Source organism: Acinetobacter lwoffii (assembly GCF_022967985.1).
GTDB lineage: Bacteria > Pseudomonadota > Gammaproteobacteria > Pseudomonadales > Moraxellaceae > Acinetobacter.
The window spans coordinates 1-24,865 of sequence record NZ_JALJVC010000018.1; the positions used below are offsets into that span (position 1 = coordinate 1).

General features: G+C 43.6%; 22 protein-coding genes and 1 tRNA gene. 17 read left to right on the plus strand and 6 right to left on the minus strand.

The genetic code is table 11. The features are described 5' to 3' along the window. Positions 1 to 106 precede the first annotated feature (106 nt). The 10 genes from MWG72_RS11220 to MWG72_RS11265 all read left to right on the plus strand — a co-directional run bounded on the left by MWG72_RS11220 (position 107) and on the right by MWG72_RS11265 (position 13,013). Positions 107 to 182 (plus strand) — tRNA-Trp (locus tag MWG72_RS11220). A gap of 74 nt (positions 183 to 256) precedes the next feature. Continuing rightward, positions 257 to 697 carry a preprotein translocase subunit SecE gene (gene secE / locus MWG72_RS11225; RefSeq protein WP_005245824.1) on the plus strand — a complete coding sequence of 147 codons (441 nt, stop codon included), beginning with the start codon at positions 257 to 259 and terminating at the stop codon, positions 695 to 697. A 7-nt stretch (positions 698 to 704) separates the two neighbouring features. Next, on the plus strand, positions 705 to 1,238 hold the full coding sequence (gene nusG, locus MWG72_RS11230) for a transcription termination/antitermination protein NusG (protein ID WP_004278615.1): 534 nt from the start codon (positions 705 to 707) through the stop codon (positions 1,236 to 1,238). 119 nt (positions 1,239 to 1,357) lie between these two features. Continuing rightward, positions 1,358 to 1,786: a 50S ribosomal protein L11 gene (gene rplK / locus MWG72_RS11235; RefSeq protein ID WP_004278614.1), complete on the plus strand. Its 429-nt coding sequence runs from the start codon at positions 1,358 to 1,360 to the stop codon at positions 1,784 to 1,786. Between the two features lie 3 nt (positions 1,787 to 1,789). Then, positions 1,790 to 2,485, plus strand: coding sequence for a 50S ribosomal protein L1 (gene rplA / locus MWG72_RS11240; protein WP_004278613.1), 696 nt, complete (start codon positions 1,790 to 1,792; stop codon positions 2,483 to 2,485). A 301-nt stretch (positions 2,486 to 2,786) separates the two neighbouring features. After that, positions 2,787 to 3,293: a 50S ribosomal protein L10 gene (gene rplJ, locus MWG72_RS11245; RefSeq protein ID WP_004278612.1), complete on the plus strand. Its 507-nt coding sequence runs from the start codon at positions 2,787 to 2,789 to the stop codon at positions 3,291 to 3,293. Between the two features lie 48 nt (positions 3,294 to 3,341). Further along, positions 3,342 to 3,707: a 50S ribosomal protein L7/L12 gene (gene rplL, locus MWG72_RS11250; protein ID WP_004278611.1), complete on the plus strand. Its 366-nt coding sequence runs from the start codon at positions 3,342 to 3,344 to the stop codon at positions 3,705 to 3,707. 307 nt (positions 3,708 to 4,014) lie between these two features. Further along, positions 4,015 to 8,103: a DNA-directed RNA polymerase subunit beta gene (rpoB, locus tag MWG72_RS11255; protein WP_005102827.1), complete on the plus strand. Its 4,089-nt coding sequence runs from the start codon at positions 4,015 to 4,017 to the stop codon at positions 8,101 to 8,103. Positions 8,104 to 8,255: 152 nt separating this feature from the next. After that, a complete protein-coding gene (rpoC, locus tag MWG72_RS11260) occupies positions 8,256 to 12,446 on the plus strand; it encodes a DNA-directed RNA polymerase subunit beta' (RefSeq protein ID WP_004278609.1) in 4,191 nt (1,396 codons plus the stop codon). Between the two features lie 201 nt (positions 12,447 to 12,647). After that, positions 12,648 to 13,013, plus strand: coding sequence for a glycine zipper domain-containing protein (locus MWG72_RS11265; protein ID WP_247144068.1), 366 nt, complete (start codon positions 12,648 to 12,650; stop codon positions 13,011 to 13,013). A gap of 57 nt (positions 13,014 to 13,070) precedes the next feature. Here the strand turns inward: MWG72_RS11265 and MWG72_RS11270 are convergent, their stop codons facing one another. Next, positions 13,071 to 13,565 carry a DUF4442 domain-containing protein gene (locus MWG72_RS11270; RefSeq protein WP_201771462.1) on the minus strand — a complete coding sequence of 165 codons (495 nt, stop codon included), beginning with the start codon at positions 13,563 to 13,565 and terminating at the stop codon, positions 13,071 to 13,073. Between the two features lie 117 nt (positions 13,566 to 13,682). Here MWG72_RS11270 and MWG72_RS11275 point away from each other — a divergent pair, with 117 nt between their 5' ends. The 6 genes from MWG72_RS11275 to MWG72_RS11300 all read left to right on the plus strand — a co-directional run bounded on the left by MWG72_RS11275 (position 13,683) and on the right by MWG72_RS11300 (position 19,999). Further along, the gene (locus MWG72_RS11275) at positions 13,683 to 14,564 is read left to right on the plus strand and encodes an alpha/beta fold hydrolase (RefSeq protein WP_247144069.1); all 882 of its coding nucleotides are present in this window, start codon (positions 13,683 to 13,685) and stop codon (positions 14,562 to 14,564) included. Positions 14,565 to 14,664: 100 nt separating this feature from the next. Then, positions 14,665 to 16,029: a Na+/H+ antiporter family protein gene (locus tag MWG72_RS11280; RefSeq protein WP_004647315.1), complete on the plus strand. Its 1,365-nt coding sequence runs from the start codon at positions 14,665 to 14,667 to the stop codon at positions 16,027 to 16,029. A gap of 331 nt (positions 16,030 to 16,360) precedes the next feature. Continuing rightward, positions 16,361 to 16,951 carry an OmpW/AlkL family protein gene (locus tag MWG72_RS11285; RefSeq protein ID WP_005108067.1) on the plus strand — a complete coding sequence of 197 codons (591 nt, stop codon included), beginning with the start codon at positions 16,361 to 16,363 and terminating at the stop codon, positions 16,949 to 16,951. Positions 16,952 to 17,126: 175 nt separating this feature from the next. After that, complete coding sequence (locus MWG72_RS11290; protein WP_004647317.1) at positions 17,127 to 17,471, plus strand: lysozyme inhibitor LprI family protein; 345 nt, start codon at positions 17,127 to 17,129, stop codon at positions 17,469 to 17,471. A gap of 150 nt (positions 17,472 to 17,621) precedes the next feature. Then, positions 17,622 to 19,541: a molecular chaperone HtpG gene (gene htpG / locus MWG72_RS11295; RefSeq protein ID WP_247144070.1), complete on the plus strand. Its 1,920-nt coding sequence runs from the start codon at positions 17,622 to 17,624 to the stop codon at positions 19,539 to 19,541. Between the two features lie 194 nt (positions 19,542 to 19,735). After that, a complete protein-coding gene (locus tag MWG72_RS11300; protein ID WP_004278599.1) occupies positions 19,736 to 19,999 on the plus strand; it encodes a hypothetical protein in 264 nt (87 codons plus the stop codon). 82 nt (positions 20,000 to 20,081) lie between these two features. On the opposite strand, the gene MWG72_RS11305 is transcribed toward MWG72_RS11300, so the two are convergent. The 4 genes from MWG72_RS11305 to MWG72_RS11320 form a co-directional block, all read right to left on the minus strand. Next, positions 20,082 to 21,191 (minus strand): hypothetical protein, encoded by a 1,110-nt coding sequence (locus tag MWG72_RS11305; RefSeq protein WP_247144071.1) that lies wholly within the window; start codon positions 21,189 to 21,191, stop codon positions 20,082 to 20,084. Positions 21,192 to 21,283: 92 nt separating this feature from the next. Next, positions 21,284 to 22,690, minus strand: coding sequence for a hypothetical protein (locus MWG72_RS11310; protein ID WP_247144072.1), 1,407 nt, complete (start codon positions 22,688 to 22,690; stop codon positions 21,284 to 21,286). Between the two features lie 10 nt (positions 22,691 to 22,700). Beyond that, positions 22,701 to 22,880, minus strand: coding sequence for a hypothetical protein (locus MWG72_RS11315; protein WP_005267565.1), 180 nt, complete (start codon positions 22,878 to 22,880; stop codon positions 22,701 to 22,703). A 254-nt stretch (positions 22,881 to 23,134) separates the two neighbouring features. Further along, a complete protein-coding gene (locus MWG72_RS11320; RefSeq protein WP_005267563.1) occupies positions 23,135 to 23,302 on the minus strand; it encodes a hypothetical protein in 168 nt (55 codons plus the stop codon). 410 nt (positions 23,303 to 23,712) lie between these two features. On the opposite strand from MWG72_RS11320, the gene MWG72_RS11325 reads away from it, so the two are divergent. Continuing rightward, positions 23,713 to 23,913 carry a dodecin family protein gene (locus tag MWG72_RS11325; RefSeq protein WP_004278594.1) on the plus strand — a complete coding sequence of 67 codons (201 nt, stop codon included), beginning with the start codon at positions 23,713 to 23,715 and terminating at the stop codon, positions 23,911 to 23,913. Positions 23,914 to 23,980: 67 nt separating this feature from the next. Here the strand turns inward: MWG72_RS11325 and MWG72_RS11330 are convergent, their stop codons facing one another. Then, positions 23,981 to 24,673: a DsbA family oxidoreductase gene (locus tag MWG72_RS11330; RefSeq protein ID WP_247144073.1), complete on the minus strand. Its 693-nt coding sequence runs from the start codon at positions 24,671 to 24,673 to the stop codon at positions 23,981 to 23,983. Between the last annotated feature and the right edge of the window lie 192 nt (positions 24,674 to 24,865).

Genomic DNA, 24,865 nt, shown 5'->3' on the forward strand with positions numbered 1-24,865 from the left:
CGTGAAGGCGGTCGTACAGTTGGTGCTGGTGTAGTTGCTAAAGTAACTGCATAATCATAGAATAAGACAGACGAGTTGGGGTTTAGGCTCCAACTTGTTGTTTTGCAGGTCAGTAGTTCAATTGGTAGAGCGTCGGTCTCCAAAACCGAATGTTGGGGGTTCGAGCCCCTCCTGACCTGCCAAGTTTCTAAAAAGACGCTTGATGTCGGCAAAATTGGTCATATAATAAGTCGCGAAACCTACGACGAGTACAAAAATGTCGAATGAAAAATCACGCGACGCATTAGGCGAAGCGGCAATTCCTCAAAGAAATAATCCTGCAGTAGATGTAAGTTCTGGTTCTCCATTAGACATGGTTCTATGGGTTATCGCCTTGATTTTATTGGTTGGTGCAATGATGGTAAACCAATATTTACCAGCGTACTGGGCACCTGCGAATGATGTTTGGGTGCGCGTTGGGGTGATTTTGGCTTGTATCGTTGCAGCATTCGGTTTATTATACGCCACCCATCAAGGCAAAGGCTTTATTCGTCTGCTGAAAGATGCGCGAATTGAGTTGCGTCGAGTGACCTGGCCTACCAAACAAGAGACGATGTCCACATCTTGGCAAGTTCTTGTTGTAGTCGTAATTGCATCCATCTTGTTGTGGTGTTTTGACTATATTTTAGGCTGGTTAATGAAGTTTATTATCGGGTAAGAGAGCTATGAAACGTTGGTACATTATTCATGCCTATTCAGGTTATGAAAAACAAGTGATGCGTTCGCTTAATGATCGAATCCAGCGTAGCGCTGTTGCCGATAGCTTTGGTGAAGTCCTTGTTCCTACCGAAGAAGTGGTAGAAATGAAGGATGGTAAGAAGCGTAAATCAGAGCGTAAGTTCTTTCCTGGCTATGTTCTAGTCGAAATGGAAATGAATGATGATACTTGGCACATTGTTAAAGAATGTCCAAAAGTTTTAGGTTTTATTGGTGGTACGGCTGAAAAACCGGCACCGATTACGCAAAAAGAAGCAGATGCGATTCTTGCGCGTGTACGCAATACTGGTGAAGCGCCTCGTCCTAAGACGATGTTTGAACCAGGCGAAGAATTACTCGTGGTTGACGGTCCATTCACTGACTTTAAAGGTGTGGTGGAAGAAGTTCAGTACGAAAAGTCGCGTTTAACGCTGACCATTAATGTATTTAACCGACCAACTCAAGTTGAATTGGAATTTCGTCAAGTCGAAAAATCAGTCTAATTTGTATGGGTTGAAAACGCCTGACTTATTTATAAGTCAGGCATTGTTGTTGTAACGGTATCGTTACTTGAAATCATTGGGGAGCCTTCACCGGCGTTTGCACCCAGAGGTAATTTGAAATGGCTAAGAAGATTGACGGCTATATCAAGCTGCAAGTTCCAGCTGGTAAAGCGAATCCATCTCCACCGATTGGTCCTGCACTAGGTCAACGTGGTGTGAACATCATGGCATTCTGTAAAGAATTCAATGCTGCTACACAAAAAGTTGAAGCTGGTCTGCCAATTCCAGTCGTGATCACTGTGTACAACGACAAGTCGTTCACATTCATCATGAAAACTCCACCTGCTGCTGTTCTTCTTAAGAAAGCTGCTGGTATCCAGAAGGGTTCAGCTGTACCTAACAAAACTAAAGTTGGTAAGTTGACTCGTGCTCAAATCGAAGAAATCGCGACTACTAAAGAACCAGATTTGACTGGTGCTGATTTAGACGCACGTGTACGTACCATTGCTGGTTCTGCGCGTTCTATGGGCTTGGAAGTGGAGCTTTAAGACATGGCTAAATTAACTAAACGTCAAAAAGCGATTGTAGCTGCTGTAGAAGCACACAAAGTTTACACGCTAGAAGAAGCTGTTGCAGTTTTAGAGAGCCTTCCAGCTCCTAAATTCAAAGAATCTCTAGATATCGCGGTAAACCTAGGTGTTGATCCTCGTAAATCTGACCAGGTTGTTCGTGGTGCGACTACACTTCCTGCAGGTACTGGTAAAACTGTACGTGTAGCTGTATTCGCTCAAGGCGCTGCTGCTGAAGCTGCTAAAGCTGAAGGCGCAGACGTTGTTGGTTTCGACGATCTTGCTGAAAGCATCCAAGCGGGTAACCTTGACTTTGACGTAGTAATTGCTGCTCCAGATGCAATGCGCGTTGTAGGTAAACTTGGTACGATCCTTGGTCCACGTGGCTTAATGCCAAACCCTAAAGTGGGTACTGTAACTCCTGACGTTGCTACTGCAGTTAAAAATGCAAAAGCTGGTCAAGCACGTTACCGCGTAGACAAAGCTGGTATTATCCACGCTGCGATCGGTCAAGTAGGTTTTGAGGCTGCTGCTGTTCGTCAAAACGTTGAAGCACTTGTTGCTGACTTGAAGCGTTTGAAACCTGCTACGTCTAAAGGCGTATACATTCAAAAGATCACTTTGAGCTCAACTATGGGTCCTGGTTTGATCGTTGATGTAGCAAACGTTTCTAAATAAGTCTCGACTTATTACAGAATTTTAAAGCCCTGAGTAAAATTTGAAGCAGTGCTTCAAATTTTACGCAAGAAACGCTCCGTCGTATTTTGCAAACTTAGGCAAACTTTGAATTGATAAATGAAAATTTATCAGCGTCAAAGACCGCGGGCGAGGGGAGTTTTATGCTTCTCTCTTAATAGTCCAGCCTGCGTAGACGCGGTGGTGTGATTTGTTCATCCTCCGCGTGTGAGTCCAGTGATGGTCTTGCGAATTGGGAGTGTACTTCGCGTAAGTACATAAATCACCGTTAGGAGGTTTTACAATGGCTCTTCTTATCGAAGGCAAAAAACAGATCGTAGCTGAAGTAGCTGAAGTTGCTTCTACTGCATTTGCTGCTGTTGTTGCTGACTACCAAGGTTTGACTGTAGAGCAGTTAACTACTCTACGTGTTGAAGCGCGTAAACTTGGTGTTACTACACGTATCGTTCGTAACACTTTGGCTAAACGTGCTCTTCAAGATACTCAATTCAATATCTTGAACGACAACCTTGTTGGCCCAACAATCTTAGCTTTCTCGAATTCTGAAGACGACATGGGTGCTGCTGCACGTTTGTTCGAAGAATTCGCTAAAACTAATAAAGCATTTGAACTTAAAGCTGCTGCATTTGATGGCAAACTTTATCAAGGTGCAGAAGTTAGCGTAATCGCGAATCTTCCGAACCAAGAGAAAGCGCTTACTATGCTTGCAAACGTTCTTCAAGCTCCTATTTCGAAATTGGGCCGCTTACTTACAGCGCTTCAAGAGAAAAACGAGTCAGAAGCTGCTTAAGCTCAAACTTAAACACACATCATTCAATACCCATTTGGAGTTAATCTCATGGCTTTAACAAACGAAGAAATCCTAAACGCAGTTGCTGAAAAAACTGTTCTTGAACTTGTTGAACTTATCTCTGCTTTCGAAGAGAAATTCAATGTATCTGCTGCTGCTGTAGCTGTTGCTGCTGGTCCAGCTGCTGCTGCTGCTGAAGAACAAACTGAATTCAATGTTGAATTGACTTCTTTCGGCGCGAACAAAGTTGCTGTAATTAAAGCAGTTCGTGAAGCGACTGGCCTTGGCTTGAAAGAAGCTAAAGATATGGTTGAAGGCGCTCCTGCAGTTCTTAAAGAAGGCGTTTCTAAAGAAGAAGGCGAAGAGCTTAAGAAGAAACTTGAAGAAGCTGGTGCTACAGTTACTCTTAAGTAATTTCTTAAGGGAGCCGGTTTTTTTATAATCGGCTCCAAAAATTGGCTGATGGCTCTTGGGTCATCAGCCTTTTTGCGTTACAATAATCGGCTCGATTTTTGTTTGCATGATATAAAAATCATACAAATTGAAAATAAACATAATGAACAAACGTTTACCAATATTTTTCATTAAAAAATATTGATAAGCGTTTTAATACCACTAAAAATTGCAGCATTTGTAAAGAGTGGTGGCCATATCGGCCAGCGTAATTCCTTCTGAGCCCGTTCTGCAGGCGGGCTTGGTTTACACTTTCCGAGGACTCCAGATGGCATACTCATATACCGAAAAGAAACGGATCCGTAAGAATTTTGGTAAATTGCCTAGCGTCATGGATGCTCCGTACTTGCTCGCGATTCAAGTCGACTCGTACAGAACATTCTTACAAGATGGCAAATCACCAAAAAACCGCGAAGATATCGGTCTCCAAGCCGCATTTCGTTCAGTTTTTCCTATTGAAAGTTATTCTGGCAATGCTGCTTTAGAATTTGTTGAGTATAGTCTTGGTAAGCCTGAGTTTGATGTACGCGAATGTATTCTTCGTGGCTCAACTTATGCAGCACCAATGCGTGTAAAAATTCGTTTGATCCTGAAAGATCGTGAAACGAAGTCAATTAAAGACGTACGTGAACAAGAAGTCTATATGGGCGAAATGCCATTAATGACGGATAACGGTACCTTTGTGATTAACGGTACCGAGCGTGTGATCGTGTCACAATTACACCGTTCACCAGGCGTATTCTTTGACCACGATAAAGGCAAGACTCACTCAAGTGGTAAAGTCCTTTATTCAGCACGTATCATTCCTTACCGTGGTTCATGGTTAGACTTTGAATTCGATGCCAAAGACCTCGTCTATGTACGTATTGACCGTCGTCGTAAATTGCTTGCGACTGTGGTGCTTCGTGCCTTGGGTTATAGCAACGAAAACATTCTCGACATGTTCTACGAGAAAGTACCTGTGTATCTTGACATGGGTAGCTACCAGATTGACCTGGTGCCTGAACGTCTGCGTGGCGAAATGGCACAATTTGACATCCTGGACAAGGATGGCAAGGCAATTGTTGAGCAAGGTAAACGTATCAATGCGCGTCATGTACGTCAAATGGAAGCTTCAGGTCTTGAAAAACTTGCAGTGCCTGATGAGTACCTGTATGAGCGTATCACTGCTGAAGACATCCCACTAAAAGATGGTGATGTGATTGCAGCCAATACTGTATTAAGCCATGAAATCATGGTGAAAATTGCAGAAGGCGGCGTGAAGCAGTTCAATATTCTGTTCACCAATGATATCGACCGCGGTTCATTCGTTGCAGATTCTCTACGTGCAGATACAACGAGCAATCGTGAAGAAGCATTGGTAGAAATCTACAAAGTGATGCGCCCAGGCGAGCCACCAACAAAAGAAGCTGCTGAAAACTTATTCAATAACTTGTTCTTCTCTTCTGAACGTTATGACTTGTCTCCAGTGGGTCGTATGAAGTTCAACCGTCGTTTGGGTCGTCCTTACGAAGTCGGTACAGATCAGAAGTCACGTGAAGTTGAAGGCATTCTCTCGAACGAAGATATCACTGATGTATTAAAAACATTAGTTGAAATCCGTAACGGTAAAGGTGAAGTCGACGATATCGATCACTTGGGTAACCGTCGTGTTCGTTCTGTTGGTGAAATGACAGAAAACCAATTCCGTGTAGGTCTGGTTCGTGTAGAACGTGCTGTTAAAGAACGTTTAAGCCAAGCTGAAACTGACAACCTGTCTCCGCAAGATTTGATCAATGCGAAGCCAGTAGCTGCTGCAATCAAAGAATTCTTTGGTTCAAGCCAGTTATCTCAGTTTATGGACCAAAACAACCCGTTATCTGAGATTACCCACAAACGTCGTGTTTCTGCGCTTGGTCCCGGCGGTTTAACACGTGAGCGTGCAGGCTTTGAAGTACGTGACGTACATCAAACTCACTACGGTCGTGTATGTCCAATTGAAACACCGGAAGGTCCAAACATTGGTTTGATCAACTCGCTTTCTGTTTATGCGAAATGTAACAACTTCGGTTTCCTGGAAACCCCGTACCGTAAGGTTGTTGATGGTCGTGTAACAGATGAAGTTGAATACCTCTCTGCAATTGAAGAAGTAGGCACTGTGATTGCACAGGCCGATTCTGCAATGGATAAAGACGGTAACTTAACAGAAGAGTTTGTATCTGTTCGTCATCAAGGTGACTTCGTACGTATTCCTCCTGAAAAAGTAACCCATATGGATGTATCTGCTCAGCAGGTTGTATCTGTAGCAGCGTCACTGATTCCATTCCTAGAACACGATGACGCCAACCGTGCGTTAATGGGTTCGAACATGCAACGTCAGGCAGTTCCGACGTTGATCGCTGACAAGCCGCTTGTTGGTACCGGTATGGAAGCGAACGTAGCACATGACTCAGGTGTATGTGTGATCGCTCAGCGTGGTGGTCGTATCGAGTTTGTTGATGCGTCTCGTGTGGTTATTCGTGTGAATGAAGACGAAATGATCGCAGGTGAAGCAGGTGTAGATATCTACAACCTGATCAAGTACACCCGTTCGAACCAGAACACTTGTATCAACCAGAAAGTTCTTGTGAACCTAGGTGATAAAGTAGGTCGTGGTGATGTACTGGCTGATGGTCCATCGACTGATGGCGGTGAGCTGGCATTGGGTCAAAACATGCGCGTTGCGTTCATGACCTGGAACGGTTACAACTACGAAGACTCGATCTTACTTTCTGAGCGTGTACTTCAAGAAGACCGTTTAACCTCGATTCATATCCAGGAATTGTCATGTGTCGCACGTGATACCAAACTGGGTGCGGAAGAAATCACTGCCGATATCCCGAACGTGGGTGAAGCTGCTCTGTCTAAACTGGACGAGTCAGGTATCGTTTACATCGGTGCAGAAGTAACTGCTGGCGATATCCTTGTTGGTAAAGTAACCCCTAAAGGTGAAACACAGCTTACTCCAGAAGAAAAATTGCTACGTGCAATCTTCGGTGAAAAAGCGGCTGACGTAAAAGATTCATCTTTACGCGTTCCATCGGGTACGAAAGGTACTGTGATTGACGTTCAAGTGTTTACACGTGACGGTCTTGAAAAAGACGAACGTGCTCAAGCAATTGAAAAAGCGCAGTTAGATGCATACCGTAAAGACTTGAAAGAAGAATTCAAAATCTTTGAAGAAGCTGCACGTGAACGTGTAATCCGTCTACTGAATGGCCAAGAGTCGAATGGTGGCGGTACAACTAAACGTGGCGACAAACTGTCTGAAGACGTGTTGTCTGGTTTAGAGCTTGTTGATCTTCTTGAAATTCAACCAGTTGATGAAGCAATTGCTGAACGTTTAACTCAAATTCAAGTGTTCTTGAAAGAGAAGAGCTTCGAAATTGACGAGAAATTTGCCGAGAAAAAACGCAAACTTTCGACTGGCGATGAACTGACCACTGGCGTATTGAAAGTTGTTAAAGTTTATCTTGCTGTAAAACGTCGCATCCAGCCGGGTGATAAGATGGCGGGTCGTCACGGTAACAAAGGTGTTGTATCAAACATCTTGCCGGTAGAAGACATGCCACATGATGCCAACGGCGTACCTGTTGATATCGTATTGAACCCGCTTGGCGTACCATCGCGTATGAACGTGGGTCAGATTCTTGAAACTCACTTGGGTATGGCGGCGAAAGGTCTTGGCGATCAAATCGACAAGATGATGAAAGAGCAACGTACTGTACTTGAGCTTCGTGATTTCCTGGACAAGATTTACAACAAAGTTGGTGGCGAGCAAGAAGATCTTGATAGCTTGACTGATGAGGAAATCTTGAAACTTTCTGGCAACTTGCGTGCTGGTGTGCCTTTGGCTACTCCTGTATTCGATGGTGCTGAAGAAGGTCAGATCAAAGAGTTGTTACAACTTGCAGGCCTGTCTAGTACTGGTCAGACCGTATTATATGATGGTCGTACTGGTGAGCGTTTCGATCGTCCGGTAACTGTTGGTTACATGTACATGCTGAAACTGAACCACTTGGTTGATGACAAGATGCATGCGCGTTCAACTGGTTCTTACTCTCTAGTAACGCAACAGCCGCTTGGTGGTAAAGCACAATTCGGTGGCCAGCGTTTCGGTGAGATGGAAGTCTGGGCACTAGAAGCTTACGGTGCAGCATATACGCTACAAGAAATGCTGACTGTGAAATCGGATGACGTTGAAGGCCGTACCCGTATCTACAAGAACATTGTGGATGGCAACCATTATATGGACCCGGGCATGCCTGAATCGTTCAACGTATTGACCAAAGAGATCCGTTCTTTAGGTATCAACATTGAACTGAAAAATGGTGACTAAGAATCTCCATTAAATCTCCCCAAACCCCTCTTTGATAAAGAGGGGCTTCCCCCTTAACAAAGGGGGATTGAGGGGGATTAAAATTCAGTTAAAAAACAATATTTGTGACCCAGTTGTTGAGTGAAAATCTCCACAACACACGGAGAAAAAAATTGAAAGACTTGCTCGATATCATGCGCAAAAAGACGGATTCAGACGGTCATGCTCCAGTAGAGTTTGACCGCATCCGTATTGGTCTTGCGTCACCAGAAATGATTAAGTCATGGTCTCACGGTGAAGTTAAAAAGCCAGAAACCATTAACTATCGTACGTTCAAGCCTGAACGTGATGGTTTGTTCTGTGCCAAAATCTTTGGTCCAGTGAAAGATTACGAATGCTTGTGTGGTAAATACAAGCGTATGAAATACAAAGGCGTCATTTGTGAAAAATGTGGCGTTGAAGTAACAACTGCGAAAGTTCGTCGTGAACGTATGGGTCACATCGAGCTGGCATCTCCAGTTGCACACATCTGGTTCTTGAAATCATTGCCTAGCCGTATCGGTCTATTATTAGACATGACGCTACGTGATATCGAACGCGTATTGTATTTCGAATCTTATGTAGTGACCGATCCGGGTATGACTCCATTTGAGAAATACCAACTTCTAAACGATGAAGAATACTTCAATGCATTAGAAGAACACGGTGATGAATTCACAGCGAAAATGGGTGCTGAAGCGGTTCAAGACTTGTTGAAAGACATCGATCTTGAAGCTGAAATTGCGCGTCTTCGTGAAGAAATTCCTGTTACAACTTCAGAAACCAAGCTGAAAAAAGCGTCTAAGCGTTTGAAGTTGATGGAAGCATTCAACGATTCGAACAACAAGCCAGAATGGATGGTGTTAACTGTACTTCCAGTTCTTCCACCAGACCTTCGTCCGCTTGTACCACTTGAAGGTGGTCGTTTCGCGACTTCTGACCTGAACGATCTTTATCGTCGTGTGATCAACCGTAACAACCGTTTGAAGCGTCTTCTTGACCTTGCAGCGCCAGACATCATCGTACGTAACGAAAAACGTATGTTACAAGAGTCTGTAGATGCATTGCTGGATAACGGTCGTCGTGGTCGTGCAATTACCGGTTCGAACAAGCGTCCGCTTAAATCTTTGGCAGACATGATCAAAGGTAAGCAAGGTCGTTTCCGTCAAAACTTACTTGGTAAGCGTGTTGACTACTCTGGTCGTTCGGTAATTACTGTTGGTCCAAACCTGCGTTTGCACCAATGTGGTCTTCCGAAGAAAATGGCACTTGAACTGTTCAAGCCATTCATTTTCGCGAAACTACAGGCCTCTGGTCAAGCAACCACCATTAAAGCTGCGAAGAAAATGGTTGAGCGCGAAACCCCGGAAGTTTGGGACGTTCTTGCTCACGTGATTCGTCAACATCCAGTGATGTTGAACCGTGCGCCAACCCTTCACCGTTTGGGTCTTCAAGCATTTGAACCGATCCTGATCGAAGGTAAAGCGATCCGTCTACACCCACTCGTATGTGCTGCGTTTAACGCCGACTTCGATGGTGACCAAATGGCGGTACACGTACCATTAACACTTGAAGCTCAGCTTGAAGCTCGTGCGTTAATGATGTCGACTAACAACATTCTGTCTCCAGCGAACGGTGAGCCAATCATCGTACCGTCTCAGGACGTGGTCTTGGGCTTGTATTACATCACGCGTGATGCAATCAATGCCAAAGGTGAAGGCATGGTGTTCGCGGATACTCACGAAGTAAACCGTGCACTGGCAACAGGTCAGGTTGATCTACACGCTCGCGTTAAGGCACGTGTACACCAGACTGTGATCGACGAAGATGGTAACCGTGAACAGCAAACCATTATTGTAGATACGACGCCTGGTCGCTGCCTACTTTGGGAAGTTGTGCCTGAAGGTATGGATTTCCAGCAAATTAACGTTGAGATGACTAAGAAAAATATCTCGAAGTTAATTAACTCTTGCTACCGTAAATTGGGTCTGAAAGATACTGTTATCTTCGCTGACCAATTGATGTACTTGGGCTTCCGTCAAGCGACGCGTTCAGGTGTATCTGTCGGTATGGAAGACATGGTTATTCCACCGCAAAAACAAGCAATTATTGGTAAAGCGGAAGCTGAAGTTCGTGAAATCGAACAACAGTTCGAACAAGGCTTCGTAACTGCCGGCGAACGTTATAACAAAGTGGTCGATATTTGGGCGCGTACCAATGACCAGGTTGCTAAAGCGATGATGGACAACTTGTCTTTCACCACTGTGAAGAACAAACAGGGTGAAGATGAGAAGCAAAAATCATTCAACTCGATCTACATGATGTCTGACTCGGGTGCCCGTGGTTCGGCAGCTCAGATTCGTCAGTTGGCGGGTATGCGTGGTTTGATGGCGAAGCCGGATGGCTCGATCATTGAAACCCCAATTAAAGCGAACTTCCGTGAAGGTTTGACCGTACTTCAGTACTTCATCTCGACACACGGTGCGCGTAAAGGTTTGGCCGATACAGCACTGAAAACTGCGAACTCTGGTTATTTGACTCGTCGTCTAGTAGACGTTGCGCAGGACTTGGTCATTACTGAGCCGGATTGTGGTACGTATGACGGTCTGGTAATGACTCCGTTCATTCAAGGTGGCGATGTCATCGAGAACCTGGGTGCACGAGTATTGGGTCGTGTGGTTGCTGAAGATGTGAAACGTGTAGGTACAGATGAAGTTCTACTTCCTCGTAATACGTTAATTGACGAGAAATTGGCGACGTTTATCGAAAGCCAAGGTGTCGACGAAATTAAAGTACGTTCAGTCGTGAACTGTGCGTCTACCTTCGGTGTATGTGCGAAATGTTACGGTCGTGACCTAGCACGTGGTCATCAGGTGAACCCGGGTGAGTCTGTTGGTGTAATGGCAGCTCAATCGATTGGTGAGCCAGGTACACAGTTAACGATGCGTACCTTCCACGTCGGTGGTGCTGCAAGCCGAACTTCTGCTGCAAACAGCGTACAAGTTCGTAACCAAGGTACAGTACGTTTCCACAACGTGAAAACAGTACAACATGCCAAAGGTCACTTGGTATCGACTTCACGTTCAGGTGAAATCGGTATTGCGGATGATTTAGGTCGTGAGCGCGAGCGCTATAAACTTCCTTACGGTGCGTCTATCTTGCTGAAAGATGGCGAAGCTGTAGAAGCAGGCGGTATTGTGGCGACTTGGGATCCGCATACACATCCATTAGTAACAGAAGTTGCTGGTAAAGTACGTTTCAGCCAGATTGCTGATGGCGTGACGGTTACTTCTAAAACTGATGATGCAACAGGTATGTCAACTATCGAAATCTTGCCAGTGACTTCACGTCCTGCGTCAGGTAAAGATTTGCGTCCTGCTGTTGTGTTGGATACCGTTGATGGTGGCGAACAGTTCTACTTCCTGCCACAGAACACGATTCTTTCTGTTCGTGATGGCGAAACGATTGGTGTCGGTGATGTCATCGGTCGTGTACCACAAGAAACTTCACGTACCCGTGATATTACCGGTGGTCTGCCGCGTGTAGCTGACTTGTTCGAAGCACGTAAGCCAAAAGAGCATGCAATCCTTGCAGAAGTGTCGGGTGTTGTAAGCTTTGGTAAAGAGACCAAAGGTAAGAACCGTCTGGTGATTACGCCGGATGATGGCTCTGAGATTTATGAAGAGCTGATTCCGAAATGGCGTACGATTAACGTGTTCGAAGGCGAACATGTGAACCGTGGTGAAACTATTTCTGATGGTCCACAGAACCCGCACGATATCTTACGTTTGAAAGGCGAAGTTGCGCTTACAAACTACATCGTGAACGAAGTTCAGGACGTATATCGTCTGCAAGGTGTAAAAATCAACGACAAGCATATTGAAGTCATCGTACGTCAAATGCTGCGTAAAGTTGATATCACTGATGGCGGCGATACCAGCTTTATCAAAGGCGAACAAGTGGATTACATCCGCGTTGTTCAAGAAAACCAAGCAGTTCTTGCACAAAACAAGTTCCCTGCGAAGTTTGAACGTCAATTGATGGGTATTACCAAAGCATCGCTTTCTACTGACTCGTTCATCTCTGCTGCATCGTTCCAGGAAACCACGCGTGTGTTAACTGAAGCGGCTGTAACAGGTAAAGAAGATGACTTACGTGGCTTGAAAGAGAACGTAGTTGTAGGTCGCCTGATCCCAGCGGGTACAGGTTTGGCTTACCACCTGGAGCGTCGTCGTCAAGAAGCAGAAGCTGCAGAATTTGAACTGCACAATGACTTCTCTGATGTAGACCAAGCGCTTAGCCAGGCATTTAACGAAGAATTCTAATTCGAGTTAAAGCTGAGAAAAGAGACGCCTTCGGGCGTCTTTTTTTGTCTAAAATTTATAAATAAGACAGCTTGAACAGAAGAATAATCCATTGATATTTACAAAACTCAGCAGGAATACCGAGAGAAGTAACACGCTACAGATTTTAGTTTCATAAAATGAAGATAAGCTTAATTAAAGCAAGACAGGAAGGCCAAGGTCATGAAAAAATTAATAGGTGTTATGGCAGTTGCCACTCTTTCCACCTTTATGTTGGCGGGTTGTGAAAGTATGTCTGCCAATGAGCAACGGATCGGTGCTGCGGCCCTTGGTGGTGCAGTCGGTGGTGGTGTTGGTAATAAAGTCGGCGGTGGCGTTGGTGCAGCTGTAGGTGGTGGTGCCGGTGCTGCAGTGGGTAGTAAATCCCAAGGCGGTTCAAACCGTAATGCGACCTATAGTGGTGTAGGTGGTGCTGTTGGTTCCGCAGTCGGTAAAAGCATCTTCGGTGGTAATGCGGGTGCTGCAATCGGTGGCGCAATCGGTGGTGGTGCCGGTGCTGCGATTGAACAGGATAACCGTCGTCGTTAAGTCGAAAGTCACTTCAGATTCATCTAGATTTAAAAGCGCCAATGTGGCGCTTTTATCTTATTTAGGAGAGTTAATTTTCCCTTTGCTCTGTTTACGCCGGATATATACTGTTTTTTCTACTTCGGCAATTCTGACCCCGGCTTCATCATAAATATTCAGCTGATAATGTCGATACACTGGCGCATTATCGGCTGCCAGATTGATAATCGTGGCAATTTCTTCAGCAGAAATCCGAATGTCCGCCACCACTGTGCCGCGACCCGGTGCCAAAAACTGAATGCTGGCGCCTTTATCCCAGACCAGATATTTCGGCCCCAAATGATGCATCAGCAATAACATATAAAAGGGATCGACCATTGAATACAGGCTGCCACCAAAATGCACACCGACAATATTCTGGTTCTTACGGGTCAGTGGCATTTTGACCCGAACATGATAATTATTAAAATCAATCTTATCAATTTCGATGCCTGCACCACGATAAGGGGCATAACGGTTCAGAATAAATTTTGAAACCAGAGGCAGTTTTTGAATTTTCTGGAATAGGCTCATACTGACATTCTTTTTGCGGCTGTGATTATGCATACTAGAGCAACAAAAATGCGCTGGCATTGATCAATCATGCCGATTTATAAACTAAGTGGTCAATAATAAAAACAGGATCAAAAGATGGAAACACAAGTGCAATGGGTCGATACCACGGATCAGCAGTGTCTCTGTGTCAAAACTTATGGACAACCCGAACAAACAGCCTTGGTACTGGTTCATGGCTATCCTGATCATCAAGCAGTTTGGGAGCCAGTCATTGCTCATTTGAGTCAGGATTATTTTGTGGTGACTTATGATGTCCGGGGCGCAGGGGAGTCCAGTATTCCCAAAAAAATCTCCGATTACCGCTTGGCCCGTTTAAGTCAGGATCTGGAAGAGGTGGTGAATAAGGTATTGCCGAATCGAGCTTTTCATCTGGCTGCGCATGACTGGGGCTCAATTCAGTCCTGGGAATCTGTCACCGATCCACGCTTTAAAGGGCGAATTCTGTCTTATAGCACCTTATCTGGGCCATGTCTGGATCATGCCGCTTTCTGGATGCGTGAACAGTTCCAGCAAAACAAAGCAAAATTTTTAAAGCAAATGAGCAAATCTTGGTATATCGCGATGTTTCAGTTGCCTTTAGTGGCGCCGTTGGCCTGGAATTTTTTTAATCCGCAGCGTTGGGGCAAGATCGTGCAGCAACTGGAAAGACACGATGATCTGCCACTCAACCCGCATATTGTCAAAGATGGCAAATATGGTGTGAACCTGTATCGGGCCAATTTTTTGCCACGCTTAGCTCAACCACGGCAGCGTTTTGCCATCTGTCCGGTACAGGCGATTATGCTGAAATATGACCAGTTTGTCGGGCCAGATCTGGTTGATGAAATGTCAAAATGGGTGGATGATTTCTCGAAAGTAGAACTGGCTGCCAATCACTGGGCGATCCTGAGTCAACCGCAGCAAGTGGCTCAATTGATTGATGAGTTTATTCAGCGTAAATCTGCTGACATTCATTGACAGGCCACTCCGCGAAACATGACCCGACCAGAAAAAAGTGGCGGAATTTTTATCCGCATTTTCTGATAAAATAGCCGCTTTCTCTCTATCCCGATTCATTATGTTCGCAATTCTTGCTGCTATTGGAGTCATGTTCGGACTCTCGTTGGCACGTGTACCTGTGGTTTTTGCCCTGGTCATTGGTGCTGTTACAGGTGGTTTATTGGCAGGTCTGGGCCTGCAGGGAACCTTGGACGCGTTTAACAATGGCTTGGGTGGTGGTGCCAAAATTGCCTTGGCTTACGGTATTTTAGGTGCATTTGCTTTGGCTCTAGCGCGTTCGGGTTTACCGGATTTGCTGGCTTATAAAATGATCAGTACCTTAAAAGGTGAGGCCGATTTTAAAGCGCAAAACCGGGTGAAATATCTGATCTTCTTCACGGTTGCTATTGCAGCCGTGTTCTCGCAGAACGTCATTCCCGTGCATATTGCCTTCATTCCGGTACTGATTCCGCCGCTATTGATTGTATTTAACCATTTACAACTGGATCGCCGTTTGGTGGCCTGTTTGCTGACCTTTGGTCTGGTTGCCACCTATATGCTCATTCCAGTCGGTTTTGGCGCGATCTTCCTGAATGATATTCTGGGGCATAACATCAATACCTTTGGTAAGCCTTATGGTTTTGAAATTACTTATGATCAGATTCCATCTGCAATGGTCATTCCGGTCATTGGCATGCTGGTCGGGTTGTTGATTGCCATTTTCTTCTCTTACCGTAAACCACGTCTCTATAAAGATATTCATATCGAAGAGCAGCAAAGTATTTCTGCTGAACTTGGAGTAGAGCAAAACCTTAAACCTGAAATTTCGAAATTTACCATCTGGATGGCCGGTCTTGCAGTTGTAGCTACATTGGCTGTACAGCTGTATTCAGATTCAATGATTCTGGCAGGTTTAGTCGGTGTCGCGATTCTCAGCTGTGCTGGCATTTTCAAATGGAAAGAAGCGGATGATGTGATCATTACCGGTATGCGCATGATGGCGCTGGTCGGCTTTATCATGATTGCAGCACAAGGTTTTGCCGCCGTGATTGAAGCGACCAATCAGGTACCTGCACTGGTCGAAGCATCGGTCAACTGGATTGGTGACAGTCAGGCACTGGCAGCGTTCCTGATGTTGCTCATCGGCCTGTTGATTACCCTAGGCATTGGTTCATCATTTTCAACCGTGCCGATTCTGGCCATCATCTATGTACCGCTGTGTATCCAGTTTGGTTTTAGCCCGGCTGCGACTATTGCAATTATCGGGACTGCAGCAGCTTTGGGGGATGCCGGTTCTCCAGCTTCGGATTCAACTTTGGGCCCAACTTCGGGTTTAAATATGGATGGTCAGCATGACCATATGAAGGACAGTGTGATTCCAACCTTCATTCACTTCAATATTCCGTTGATGATTTTTGGCTGGATTGCAGCCATGGTTCTGTAAGTCAATTTCAATCTGCTCTGATATCTATTGGAGCAGATTCATCTGGATTTAAAATAAATAATAAGATGTATTTAAAATATATGTTTAAATAAAAATTAATATAAACCTGATTATTTTACTCTGAATAAAGCCATATTTATCTGATTAATATACTTGGTATTTAAAACCAACCAATTCAGTAAATTTAAAATAAATAACTTTTTAAATCAATATTTTAAATAATAATTTAAAATTAGTTTTATAATCCTTATTGCATATTATTTTCCCTCGTGTTTATTATTAATTAAGATTTATTTTCTTAATAATTATTCTTCCTGTGGGGTATTTTAAAATGTTAAAGCAAGCTGCTCTAATTGCATTAATGGGTCTTTCTGCATCTGCGATGGCAGGTCAATGGCAGGTGAAAGTTGGTGCCAGTTCTTTAGCACCATCAAGTGACACTGAAATTGCACCAGGTTTAGTCGTAGAAGCGGATCAAGAATATGGTTTTACGCCATCGGTTGAATACTTTTTTAATGACAATATCTCTGCAGAACTTTTATTAGCTACGCCATTTAATCACGACATTTCTGCTCAGGGTCTAGGGAAAATTGCCAAGATTAAGCATCTTCCACCCACAATTACCGCTAAATATAACTTTAAAAATGCAACACGTTTTACGCCATATATTGGTGTAGGTGGCACAGCTTTTATTGCTTGGGATGAAGAAGGTCTGGCTAAAGATGTGAAAGAGGAATTTGGTTTGGCAGGTCAGGTTGGCTTTAATTATCAGCCAGCCGATGCCAAAAACTGGGGAGTATTTGCTGACGTGCGCTATGCAGATTTGAGTCCTGAAGTGACTTTAGATGATGCTGATAATACTAAATTCGACTTGAATATTGATCCTTGGGTTTACACGATCGGTTATAGCTATAAGTTTTAAATTCTAGTCTTACTCAACAAAAAAGCCTCATCTTGAATGAGGCTTTTTTTTCAAAATAACAACGATTTATAACTTATTGAAATTGAGCAGATCGGCAATGTTCAACTATATTAAAACGAATAAAGTAAATATTAATTGAATACGACTTAATAATTGAATAATAAGGAAGATCAGCATGAAGTTTTTAAGCCAAGGTATTGTGATCTTCTTCAGCCTGCTGGCAGGGTCTGCCTATGCGGCAAGTTTTGATTGTCAGAAAGCTGAAACCGTGACAGAGAAAGCGATTTGTGAACATCGTCTGCTCAATGATGCCGATGTCAAGATGAGTACCAGCTATCATATTTTACGCCGTATGGTGCCTATGGGAACCCGTTCGGTGATCCAGCGTGATCAGGTGAAATGGCTACAGTTCCGTGACCGCTGTCAGGAATCGGTGTCCTGTCTGAGCCAGGTCTATAATATGCGCCAGCAGCAAATAGACCTGCAATTTCAACGTATTTATAAGCTCGGGCCTTATTAAGCGTTTACAAATGCAGGCCATTTTAGATCAAACGATCCTTTATAAAGTATCTTGAGAAAAAATATACAACTGGCTATTGAAAATTTAGCAACTCACTCCATTCATATAGGCAACAGTATTGACCTGTATTTAAAATAAAAGGAGTGATTAATGAGCGAGTCTAGCGCACAAAAACATAGTTTCCAGGCTGAAGTGGCTCAGTTACTACATCTCGTGACCCATTCGCTTTATTCAAACCCTGAAATTTTCCTACGTGAATTGATCTCGAATGCCTCAGATGCATGTGACAAATTACGTTTTGAAGGGATTAACCATCCCGAATTTTATGAAAATGATCCTGATCTGCGCGTTCGTGTCAGCCTGGATGCAGACAACAAAACCATTACCATTTCAGACAACGGGATTGGCTTAAGCGAACAGGAAGCCATTGATAATTTAGGGACTATTGCCAAATCAGGCACCAAAGATTTTATGTCCAAACTGACCGGCGATCAAAAAGCCGATGCCCAGTTGATTGGCCAGTTTGGTGTCGGTTTTTACTCCGGCTTTATTGTCGCTGACAAGATTACGGTAGAATCGCGTCGTGCCGGCACAGATGTCTCTGAAGGCGTACGCTGGATTAGTGGCGGAACCGGTGAGTTCGAAGTTGAACAGATCAGCAAAGAAGGCCGTGGTACAGATATTATTCTGCATCTGCGTGACGATGCGCTGGATTATTTGCAAAGCTATAAAGTGAAGCAGATTATCAATAAATATTCAGACCACATCAGCCTGCCAATCCAAATGCAAAAAGAAGTCTGGCAGGAAGAAGAAGCGGCTGAAGGTGAAACGTCTAAAGGTGGCCAATATGTCAAAATCGATGAGTGGGAAGCCATTAACTCGGCCAGCGCATTATGGACTCGTAACAAGTCGGAAATTACTGAAGAGCAGTATGTCGAGTTCTACAAGAACCTGAGCCATGATTTCGCAGCGCCATTGGCTTGGGCGCATAACCGCGTTGAAGGCAGTACTGAATATACCCAGTTGTTATATATTCCAAGCAAAGCGCCACATGACATTTTCACCCGTGAATCCAAAGCGGGTATCAAACTGTATGTGAAACGTGTGTTCATTATGGATGATGCGGATAACCTGATTCCAAACTACCTGCGCTTTGTGCAAGGTGTGGTGGACAGTGCCGATCTGCCATTGAACGTGAGCCGTGAATTACTGCAAGAAAGCCGTGATGTAAAAACCATCCGTGAAGGCAATACCCGCCGTATCCTGACCATTTTGGATAATCTGGCTAAATCTGAAGATGAAAAAGATCAGGCAAATTTCAAGACCTTCTATCAGGAATTTGCTTCAGTATTGAAAGAAGGTCTGGGCGAAGATTTCAGTAACCGTGAACGTATCTTAAAACTGCTGCGTTATGCGACGTCGACCAATGATGAAGTCAGCACATCATTGGCAGACTATAAAGCACGTATGAAAGATGGGCAGAAAGCCATTTATTATGTGACTGCAGATAGTCTGAATGCTGCGAAAAATTCACCACAACTGGAACTGTTCAAGAAAAAAGGCATTGAAGTTCTGTTGATGACTGAACGCGTGGATGAATGGGCGATGAACTTCGTGAATGAGTTCGATGGTACGCCTTTGCAAAACGTGTCGAAAGGTGCAGTTGACTTAGGTGACCTTCAGGATGCCGAAGAGAAGAAAGCCCTTGAAGAAGCCGCAGCCCAGTTTAAACCGGTGGTGGATAAGTTGACGGATTCATTAAAAGACAAGACCAAAGAAGTGCGGGTGACGACGCGTCTGGTCGATTCTCCGGCTTGTCTGGTGACTGGAGAAGGTGAGTTGTCTCCGCAGCTGATTCGTATGCTGAAAGATGCAGGCCAACCTGTGCCGGATATCAAGCCGATTTTGGAAATCAACCCGGAACATCCGTTGGTGAAAAAACTGGATGGCTCGGCGCAGTTTGATGATCTGGCCAATGTGATCTTTGACCAGGCAGTGATTGCAGAAGGTGGATTACCAGAAAATCCTGCTGAATATGTCAAGCGGATTAATAGCTTGCTGCTTGCTTAACTGCTGATGTGTTGAATGAGAAAATCCCTCTTCGGAGGGATTTTTTATGCCTGCTTCATTTTTCATTTCTAGAAATGATCTGGAAAAACGATAGAGAGAATAAAAAAATACCTTCGAATCATAAATCTATATTTTAGATTATTAATTAATTTTTAATTTATAATTGCGATCATTAAGCAAAGAGAGAGAATGTTATGAAATCTAAGCTGATGATCAGTATGGGCGCTGTAATCCTGATGTCGATGAGCCAGTTTAGTCTAGCGGCACCTGCTGCAGAAAAAGTGGTACGCACAGATCGCATCAGTTTTTATAAAGTTGCGAAAGTAGAGGCAGCAAAACCACAACGTGTGCAACGTAGCGATCGTATTCGCTTCAATATGCCAGTGATGGAGCAACCCTCATTGCAGCAAAAACGTGTGCTACGCAGTGATCGTATTATCCTGAATAAAACCAGCTAATACTTACCGCGCTGATTGCCTCAGTAATATTGAAAAAAGCCCATGAATGATGGGCTTTTATTATTTTCTAGTATCAGTCAGTTTAAAACAACGCTTCTAAACGTACCAAAGCCCCGACATAGTGATCACGATCCTCGCGATGATCATTCAGATAGTTCAGGTCGGTCTGGACAAAAAACCATTCACGTAAAAAGGGTTGTCTCCAGGACACATAGGGACCCCAGCGATTAAGACGCAGATCCTTATCGTTCAGATAACCACCGGTATAAATGCCGTAACTGAAACGGTTGTCCTGAAAAAACTGGTGTTGTCTAAAAGTGTAGTTGTCCCAAGTCAGATCGTCGTCTTGATCATCTGCATAAGTCAGACTGAGTTGATTGGAGAAAAAGGCCTGATTGGGACGAGCATGGATCAACTCCAGATTGGTCCGTAAATAGTTTTCACTCTGAACGCCATAGCGATAAATCTGTTCGGCATGAAAAGAGTAGTCATTTTCTAGTGTCCAATCCTTACTGGCTTTGACACGCAGGTAAATATCATCGCCAGAACGTAGGCCCAAATCCAGATCGGTTTCGAAAGGAATGCGATCTGACCATTCTGACCAACGTAAGGCAAAAGAGCTGTTATCTTCACGGGCACGTTTAGTATCCAGACGCTTATTTCCGGAAGTGGCAGGGTTTTCATTGGTAATCGCGACATTGCTGTCTAATTCATTGTCCAGACTGTCATCACCAAACACCACACTCAGCTTTTGTTCCAAGGTCGGAAGCTTGATCTTGCCGCGGATTCGGGGCTTAATCTCATAGCCTTCATATTCATCCCAGCGATTATCTAGAATGATCCGTAATGTAGCTGCAGCTGGCTGATCCGGATCGCTTTCACCAAACCAGTTATCAATTTTATGCGCAGTACGATCGACCCATTCGCGGATGCCTTTCTGCTTTTGATCCGCCCATGAATAATTTTCTGTCTCTAGCGTGGATGGAACAATGGCGACATTTGATTGCTCCGGCAGAACCGTGGGTGTTGCATCGATCAAACGTGGAATCTGATCCAGCAAGCCTGATCGGCTTGGCTCTATATTCGTTGGACTGGCAGGAGCAGTTGTGACTGAATTGGCCCAAGACATGCTACCACTCATTCCTAAGCCCAGAGAGAGCAGTAAAATTTGAGTAATCCTGTTTATTTGCATGAGATATTTGTTGCTCTTGTATTCTTATATTCAGTTGTAGTTTTCTAAAAAACGGCCTTAAAAAGCAAGTTAAAGCTACAAAATAACAGCAATTATTCAATCATTTGAGCCTGAATTTCCCGATAAAGCTCTAATACCCGAATGGGTTGTGGCATTGTTAAAATAATATTGTGAATATTCTGCCAATTTAGCTGTTTGTCGCGTTGCAGCAAGATGTATGGATAGGCCAGTTCATCCTCTGCGAGAGAGATGCGTTTTTCACCATGAATCACTCGGATTTTTTGATGTTCCTGTAGCAAGAGCACTGGAGTAGAAAAATTAGCAGCAGCTTCTTTGAACGAAATAAATTTCTGCTTCTGAATAAACTGGGCGGGTATAAAAGGATGGTAATCTGGCTTTGTCCAGACTGTTTCAGCCTGCTGCAAGTAAGCCGTTGAAAAAAGCTCGAGTTGCATGAACCTGATGCTTATAACAGACCAGGCCAGTGATTTAATCGCAGCAGCCTGGCGTTGATGATGGCTGAGCCAATGTTGAATACAATAGTGAGCCTGCAACTGACTCGGTACCCCTAAGAGCATCAGATATTTAACAAACTGGCCTTGCAGATTCAGTTGTTCAACCAAATAAACCTGACGTGCCTGCCAATTATCTTCTGCTGCATAATACAGTGCGATATCCAAATAGGCAGGATGCTCGATATTCTCAGTCACTTCTAAAGCACAGAGCCGCTGGATATTGGTTTCTTCTAAGCCTAAAGGGTATACATGGGCGTTTAGTTCACCTAGTTGAATCTGTGCAGGGAATTGAATCAATTCGGAGACTGTGATCTGTTCTTGCGGAATTTTCGTTATTGTCATTTCAGCTTTTAGTTGAGGATTTAGTTCCTTGGGTTCAGTCAGTATCTGATTGGTTGACTCATCTGGGCGGCGTAGTTCTAATGTATGGATTCTTGCGCGCGGCCGTCCCCGATGATATTTGGTTGTTTCCACAGAATTGCAGCTGGTTTCAGCTTCGTTTAAGGATAAGGCAGGAACGATCAAGGGGGGATCCTGTTGCAGACAAGAAAATTGCTGCTGTTGTTGCAACAGCCAGATATAGCAGTGTTGCAATTCAGCCCATTGGCTGTGCAGGGCAGGAGCTTGGGGAGCGGGCATCAGCCAGATTTGCCAGCCACGTTCAGGATGATGCAAAACTGCCCAGCCAGAATCCGGATGGGCAGACAGTGCTTGTTCCAGTGCTAAGATTTCGGTGAAATAGCCACGAAAGCTTAGATGATAAGACGTATTAGCAGAAAATTGGTAAGCAACAAGTTCAGGTTGAGTGCGGGCCTTAAATACTGAAATCTGGGTCTTGAAAATAGGCTCATCACACAGATTAAAAATATCGCGTATCCTTTTTTTAGAACGGGCAATTTCATAGAAAGGCAGGACTTTATGCTCCAGTTGCTGCGCCAGTCCATGTAGTTCTTTAATTAAGTGTGCTTTTTCTAAAGCATTCATTTTTTGATCTCTAGAGATGTTTCAGTGCTTTATCCAAGGTTTGTGCCAGTACAATGTTAACCGCCAGCTCGACCAGTCTGTATTCAGCAGAATTCGAGTCTGTATAGCTTTCTGCCATTTCAATTAAATAATCAATAGAAACCGACTGAGGCAGAATTTTGCCCTGTACCAATGCCTGAAGTTCATGCATAAAAAATTTTCTTATCATTAATCTATTTATATTGCTGCAATTATAAGCAGAGATCACATAAAATAGTGATCTATTTTGAGTATTTTATAAACAAATTTTTTAATTAAAAGTGATAAAAATCAATAGAAAAAATGAGAGTAGGAAATAGTCGATATTTTTTTTAGAGTTGTGCGTCTTTCACATTGAAGGTGTTTAATGTGATCAAAAAAACAGGCTGAATCAATCAGCCCGTTTTAATGAAAAACAGCTTTGCATTAAGCCGTTTTTTCAGTTACCACAGTCGCAGCATCTGCATTTACTGTTTCAGCAGGTGCTTTAGTCGCTGGAAAGTCTGGCAGATGAACCACTTGCGCCATTTGTGCAGACGCTTGAACAGAAAAAGCCATAACGGTTGCTGCAAAAGCAAATTTAAGAGCATTCATAGGATGACCTTTAATATCAGAGTGTTCAATAATTTGAACAGAGGAGAATATTTAAACTTAATTCGGGTGAAATAATAGCAAATAAGACTTAATAGAAAATGATAGATTCGGCAAATTCAGGCAGTAAATTTTAGATAAATTACTCTATAAAACAATAAATTAGTATATTTACTCTAGTTTGATTTTTATGGTTTTACAGGACTTTATGCTTTATTTTAGCGATGAGAATCTGGACTTGATCGAGTGCCAAAACAAGCGGCGATGTGTTTTTGATCTGCCAATTTAAGATTGAATTTCGAGCTTTGTTCAATCCATGTAAGTTTTTGCTATCGCTTGTTTACGGGCTGCTGCAATCTTCTGAGAATGGACTAAGATGGAATTCCATTCATTTTCATTTTGAGAGTTTTATTATGGCAATTGCAAAAGTGGTAGAAGTCAATTCAAGCAGCAATAAAAGCTTTGAAGATGCGATTCAAACGGGCATTCAAAAAGTCACAGAAACGGTCAAAAATGTACAAGGTGCTTGGATCAATGAACAGAAGGTTGTCATTAAAGAAAATAAAATCACGGAATATCGTGTCAATTTAAAAATTAGTTTTCTGGTTGATTAAGCGAATGCCATTCAATAACAAATAAAAAAACCCCATTTAAAATGGGGTTTTTTTATTGAACGTTGTTTTATTTAGCTTGGTCTGGCGTGTCACACGTTTCTGGTGAGCACTGTGCTGCCTGACTGTTGGTTGATGTATCGAGCGCTTTTTCAAATACTTGCAGGAAAACTTCTTTAGGCTGCGCGCCTGCCAATGCCACACGTTGATCAAAAACAAAGAAAGGTACACCGGTCACTTTGAGTTGTTCATGTGCGACTTCCTGATCGAATTTGACGAAATCAGCATATTCTTCCGAATCCAACAGGTCATCGACTTCGACCGGATTCAGGCCAATACGCGCTGCGACATCTTCCAGTGTTTCACGTTCTCCAATCGCCAGACCTTGGGTCATATAGCTATAGAAGAACGCTTCCTGTGCTTCATTGCCCAAACCTTTGCTTTGCGCCAGGTGAATCAGGCGATGCGCATTAAAGGTATTGCCTGAATTGGCACCTTCCCAGTTAAATTCAATACCTTCGGCTTTGGCCATTTCAGCAATATTGCGCTGCATCTCTTCGACTTCTACCACGGTGCGGCCATATTTTTGCGCCAGACGCTCAGAGTTGGAGACTTCCTGACGTACCGGTGCTTCAGGATCGAGCTGGAAACTGTGCCAATGTACTTCTAGCTCAATACCTGCTTCTTGTGCAGCAGCTTCTAAACGTTTTTTACCAATATAGCAGAAGGGGCAAACCACATCTGACCAGATATCTACGCGCATGTCATGTCTCTAATTTTGCTCTTGTGTTCAAGTATGAGGGTGAAGAATCAGAATTTAAAGCCCTTGAGCATCAGAAGTGTATTTCTACAGCAGATCGGCAGGATAAATAAAAGAAGAAAGAGTAGGTGATAGCCAGATGGCTTCCTTAATATAATCAGGTTCTGACTATTCAAAAAAAATATAAAAATGCCA

Coding starts and splice junctions, on each gene's coding strand:
- secE (WP_005245824.1), top strand. CDS start 257: ATGTCGAATGAAAAATCACGCGACGCATTAGGCGAAGCGGCAATTCCT.
- nusG (WP_004278615.1), top strand. CDS start 705: ATGAAACGTTGGTACATTATTCATGCCTATTCAGGTTATGAAAAACAA.
- rplK (WP_004278614.1), top strand. CDS start 1,358: ATGGCTAAGAAGATTGACGGCTATATCAAGCTGCAAGTTCCAGCTGGT.
- rplA (WP_004278613.1), top strand. CDS start 1,790: ATGGCTAAATTAACTAAACGTCAAAAAGCGATTGTAGCTGCTGTAGAA.
- rplJ (WP_004278612.1), top strand. CDS start 2,787: ATGGCTCTTCTTATCGAAGGCAAAAAACAGATCGTAGCTGAAGTAGCT.
- rplL (WP_004278611.1), top strand. CDS start 3,342: ATGGCTTTAACAAACGAAGAAATCCTAAACGCAGTTGCTGAAAAAACT.
- rpoB (WP_005102827.1), top strand. CDS start 4,015: ATGGCATACTCATATACCGAAAAGAAACGGATCCGTAAGAATTTTGGT.
- MWG72_RS11265 (WP_247144068.1), top strand. CDS start 12,648: ATGAAAAAATTAATAGGTGTTATGGCAGTTGCCACTCTTTCCACCTTT.
- MWG72_RS11270 (WP_201771462.1), bottom strand. CDS start 13,565: ATGAGCCTATTCCAGAAAATTCAAAAACTGCCTCTGGTTTCAAAATTT.
- MWG72_RS11275 (WP_247144069.1), top strand. CDS start 13,683: ATGGAAACACAAGTGCAATGGGTCGATACCACGGATCAGCAGTGTCTC.
- MWG72_RS11280 (WP_004647315.1), top strand. CDS start 14,665: ATGTTCGCAATTCTTGCTGCTATTGGAGTCATGTTCGGACTCTCGTTG.
- MWG72_RS11285 (WP_005108067.1), top strand. CDS start 16,361: ATGTTAAAGCAAGCTGCTCTAATTGCATTAATGGGTCTTTCTGCATCT.
- MWG72_RS11290 (WP_004647317.1), top strand. CDS start 17,127: ATGAAGTTTTTAAGCCAAGGTATTGTGATCTTCTTCAGCCTGCTGGCA.
- htpG (WP_247144070.1), top strand. CDS start 17,622: ATGAGCGAGTCTAGCGCACAAAAACATAGTTTCCAGGCTGAAGTGGCT.
- MWG72_RS11300 (WP_004278599.1), top strand. CDS start 19,736: ATGAAATCTAAGCTGATGATCAGTATGGGCGCTGTAATCCTGATGTCG.
- MWG72_RS11305 (WP_247144071.1), bottom strand. CDS start 21,191: ATGCAAATAAACAGGATTACTCAAATTTTACTGCTCTCTCTGGGCTTA.
- MWG72_RS11310 (WP_247144072.1), bottom strand. CDS start 22,690: ATGAATGCTTTAGAAAAAGCACACTTAATTAAAGAACTACATGGACTG.
- MWG72_RS11315 (WP_005267565.1), bottom strand. CDS start 22,880: ATGCATGAACTTCAGGCATTGGTACAGGGCAAAATTCTGCCTCAGTCG.
- MWG72_RS11320 (WP_005267563.1), bottom strand. CDS start 23,302: ATGAATGCTCTTAAATTTGCTTTTGCAGCAACCGTTATGGCTTTTTCT.
- MWG72_RS11325 (WP_004278594.1), top strand. CDS start 23,713: ATGGCAATTGCAAAAGTGGTAGAAGTCAATTCAAGCAGCAATAAAAGC.
- MWG72_RS11330 (WP_247144073.1), bottom strand. CDS start 24,673: ATGCGCGTAGATATCTGGTCAGATGTGGTTTGCCCCTTCTGCTATATT.